This window comes from Paenibacillus roseus (genome assembly GCF_016424485.1).
Lineage (GTDB): Bacteria > Bacillota > Bacilli > Paenibacillales > Paenibacillaceae > Paenibacillus_D > Paenibacillus_D roseus.
In genome coordinates, this window is the sequence record NZ_JAELUP010000048.1 from 1 (window position 1) to 3,964 (window position 3,964).

A 3,964-nucleotide genomic window follows, 5' to 3' on the forward strand; every position below is an offset into this window, starting at 1 on the left:
GCAATCATTTCTTTGCTTTTAATATTTTGGTCAAATAATATTGTAATCATTATATTTTTAATTTTATATTTCATATTTGTCCCGCTCCAACAAAATACTTATTCCAATCATAATTATAATACGATTAGCAAACTGCCTCTAAAAGGAAAGCTTCTTGTTGAATCTATAGTGATGTATGAAATATTTCTAAATACCGGAAAGATGACCTCTTTAATATTATTTTTAATGCTGGTGGACAATATGGAGGACTCTTGGATCGTTTTAGTATTGATTTTTGTACTCATGTCGCAATTGTCATTAATATGGATTATTCAATTTCGTTCGTCCCAAAAGTCAAAATCAAAAAAACGGCAGTCATTTACGATATAAAAAGTTAGTTTCAAAGAACTCGTGCGTCAATTTGGGTGATTGAATTGGAGGAATAGTTGGGTTCAATAATCGTATGGGTAGCTTCTTGCATTCTTATGCGATAGGCCGCTGTGGAGCGGAGTGTCTGTTCCGGCGTTTGCTAACGGTATGCTTGACTGTACTGCTGTTTGGGGCCAACAAAACTGTTTTTTGCAAGCGAAAAATGCTTAAATTTGCTGCTAAAAATGCCGAGGCTACCTGCCAGTGTAATTTTACTGCGGAATACGTTCCATCGCTTGCTTCAATCGGAAACTTTCGCCCGTGAATGAAAGAATATGCGCGTGATGCACAAGGCGATCCACCAAGGCTGACGTCAGCTTCGTATCTCCGAAAATGGAGGTCCATTGACCGAATTCCAGATTAGATGTGACGATCACACTTTGCTGTTCGTAACAATCGGCGATCATATTAAATAACAACTCTAAGCCCGTTTGGTTAAACGGGACATAGCCCACTTCATCCCAAATTGGGCGATCGGGTAGACGTCGCACCAATGCATGAGTGCTTGTAGCCGCTCCTTGCGCAAGGCAAAGTCGGCAACGCCTGGCATAAACTTACACCGCCTCTGGTAGCATCCGGATGAGCTACGAGTGGTTGATGCTGCGCGGCTTTCTGAGCAAGTTGGCGAAGACTTGCGGAACACCGCCCATCTCTTGGAAGCACTGCTTCATCTCCTCGAGAAAGCATTCCTGTTTCTCCGCTGGTATCGGATAGACGAACGACCCGTTGCTGTAAGGAAAGGAGAGTACGAGCAGTTTGTACGTCATGAGGTGCTGATCACGACTGACCTGAATCGTCGTAAAGTCCACTTGCGCCTCCCCGGGTGGATACTCCAGCCGCTCATACGTTTTCGCGCTATCCAGTGCCATTCTGCTCTTTTGCTGCTTGACGTAGGAGAGGACCGTTCGCTGTCCGCCGGTAAACGCATGCTCCGCTTGCAGGCGTTGGAAGATCCGAACGCCGGTGTGACGCTGCTTACGCGGCAGAAGTTGATCCTCTTCCAGCCAGGTATCCACGATCTCCCTATACGGCCCCATCACCGGGCTGCTACTCTTACGTTTGCCAAGTTGTTCGTTCCAATTGCCCTGATCCGCAATTATCGCTTGGCTGTTCGCCAGTGAACGCCTACCTGTCTAGAGATGTCGCTCACGAAAAGTCCTTCTGATTCCCGTAGAAATTTGATATACTCTTGTTGAGGCATTTTCAGCATTCCTTTCAGTCTCTTTCGTCAAGTTGTCGCAAACCTAACGATAGGAGGATAATAGAGTGCTGGCAAGTGTCTCTTTTTCTTTGCCGTTACTTGAGCATTTTTACGCTGCAATATTCGGCACTTGTCAGTATACAATAAACACAAAACCACACGCCCAAACGAAGCTGATGCGACATCGCGTGTAGGCCAAACGAATGGGAGGAATATGTAAATAACTCTTTTTTCTAAAAGCACTCAGGTGCCGAATTTTACGTTGTTGTTTCGTCTGAAGGCCTCCAGCTGAACTTCATGGTTATCCATGAGATCGAGGCCATTTTATGAGGATGAAGCTCTGGTAATCTAAGCATTTCGCTGATATACTAAATGTGCATTTGTCCGTTGCACTTTTGTTGTGGGTAAGACTTTCAACAACTAATTAAATTGGTCAACCGCTACTATCGGCTTTGATCCATTTTTTACAGGTAGTGAAAATCGAGCAATTGTTATCTTGTCTAGCAATTAAAAATAAACCATCTTTTTTAATAGGTTTCTTAACTATATTGTGGAAGAAGGGTTTGTTGAATGAGCGTGAAATGGCTGGAATGGGCAAAACAGATACAAGCAATAGCTCAGACTGGATTAACTTATACCAAAGACGTTTACGATCGCGAAAGATATGAGCAGTTGATGGCTTTGGGAATCAATATTGTTAGCACTTGTACAGATGTACCTGAAGAAAAGATTAAGTTGTTATTTGCAAATGAAACGGGTTATGCGACCCCCAAAGTAGATGTGCGAGGTGTCGTTTTTAAAAACGAAAAATTGCTGCTAGTAAAAGAAGCTATAGACGGTAAATGGGCATTGCCAGGTGGTTGGGCAGATATTGGCTTTTCTGCATCTGAGGTTGTAACGAAAGAGATCAGCGAGGAAGCTGGTTTAATCGTTAAACCAGTTAAGCTGCTCGGGCTTTTGGACAAAAAGTTTTACAATCATCCTCCAGAGTTATATCATGTTTATAAAGTTTTTATAAGATGTGAAATAATAGGCGGGACAAAGCATGGTGGCCTTGAAACTACAGCAGTTGATTTTTTTGGCGAGGACGAATTGCCCGAACTATCGACTGAGCGGAATACATTGGAGCAAATCAAGTTAATGTTTGAGCTTTTGCGTAATCCAGAAATGCCGTCAATTTTGGACTAAACTTGAACCACACGTAAGGACTGACATTACATATGTACAAAATACTATATAATATTAATTTCTAAGATTATTGACGTAGCTATTAAACTACTGCATTTTTCGGTTCTCTATTACCGCATTGATGTTGTACACTGATAATATTCTTTCGATAATTGTAAATTATATGAGAAAATGTAACTTATTGCACAGTCCGATCCCCGTTTTAAGGGGCTTGGACTGTTTTGGTTTTTGTGTTATTCTGAGAGTGTTTCGTGTTTCAAGCCCTCCAAGGATGGCTTGCGGCGGGTTTGCGTGGCTGCGCAGAACTCGCCTTTTTTGTATCCTTTACACGTTGCATGTTTTCCGTTTCTTTAAGCTCTAAGGCTTGACCTTGATTCCAGAGAATGAGGTTGCCTTCTAACGTTTCACGAACCTCTACGGTCGTATTCTTCGTTCGGTGAACGGAAGATGGTGTGGTGGTCCCTGCATAAGCCCAAGCGGCACGCCGTATGTGGCGATTCCCTGTTGCAGGACAAGTGAGTAACCTTCCCGGCATTCCGTCTTGCGAAAGACCGCTCCAACGACCGTACCTGTGGCATCACCGATGGCTGCATGTAAAGCAAAGGCAGGGCACGATCCTCAAGCCATGCATAGGGCGTCGCATCGATCTGCCAGAGCATATCTGTTTGAGGTTTACGTTTGCGCGGCTAATGAGCCTTGCTACGCCGTCGTTGCTTAGCTTGCTCATCCCACACTTCAGCAGAATCCACCCAGCACTCGAACTGCTAAGTGTAATGAATTCATATTCTTCGAGTAGTTTGGCGAAATGACAACTGTTGCTGCCGTGATATTTGGTTGTGTACAACTGGGCTACCTGCTCCTTTAGGTTATCCTCTAAAGCATGAACGGGCTTTCTGCCTCTGTTCTGATGAGCAACTCCGGCTGCTCCCCCTTCCACATTTGTCAGATATCCATCTAAGATTTTTTCCACAACGAGTACTTTTTTCATCTCTGCGTCCGTCAATGTGATTGTCTCCTGTCCCATAGTGACATGATCTCAGAACAGTTATAGGATGACATTATCACCGAATAACAACACAGCTGATAGGACGTATAGACAAATGTATCAAAAGCGTATATGATTAGCTCTGATAATTTCATAACATCGAAATAAAGGTGCAGGCATAC

2 protein-coding genes and 2 pseudogenes are annotated in these 3,964 nt (G+C 43.4%); 1 reads left to right on the plus strand and 3 read right to left on the minus strand.

Features of this window, described 5'->3' with window-relative positions:
- Window positions 1–620: 620 nt before the first annotated feature.
- Window positions 621–917 (minus strand): annotated as a pseudogene (locus JFN88_RS10830) (ATP-binding protein); the annotation flags it as partial.
- Window positions 918–992: 75 nt separating this feature from the next.
- Window positions 993–1,445, minus strand: coding sequence for a transposase (locus tag JFN88_RS10835; RefSeq protein ID WP_199019324.1), 453 nt, complete (start codon window positions 1,443–1,445; stop codon window positions 993–995).
- Between the two features lie 734 nt (window positions 1,446–2,179).
- Between JFN88_RS10835 and JFN88_RS10840 the strand changes: the two genes are divergently transcribed.
- Window positions 2,180–2,797: an NUDIX hydrolase gene (locus tag JFN88_RS10840; protein WP_199019325.1), complete on the plus strand. Its 618-nt coding sequence runs from the start codon at window positions 2,180–2,182 to the stop codon at window positions 2,795–2,797.
- Window positions 2,798–3,222: 425 nt separating this feature from the next.
- On the opposite strand, the pseudogene JFN88_RS25840 reads toward JFN88_RS10840, so the two are convergent.
- Window positions 3,223–3,800 (minus strand): annotated as a pseudogene (locus JFN88_RS25840) (transposase family protein); the annotation flags it as partial.
- Between the last annotated feature and the right edge of the window lie 164 nt (window positions 3,801–3,964).

Coding starts and splice junctions, on each gene's coding strand:
- JFN88_RS10835 (WP_199019324.1), bottom strand. CDS start 1,445: ATGGGGCCGTATAGGGAGATCGTGGATACCTGGCTGGAAGAGGATCAA.
- JFN88_RS10840 (WP_199019325.1), top strand. CDS start 2,180: ATGAGCGTGAAATGGCTGGAATGGGCAAAACAGATACAAGCAATAGCT.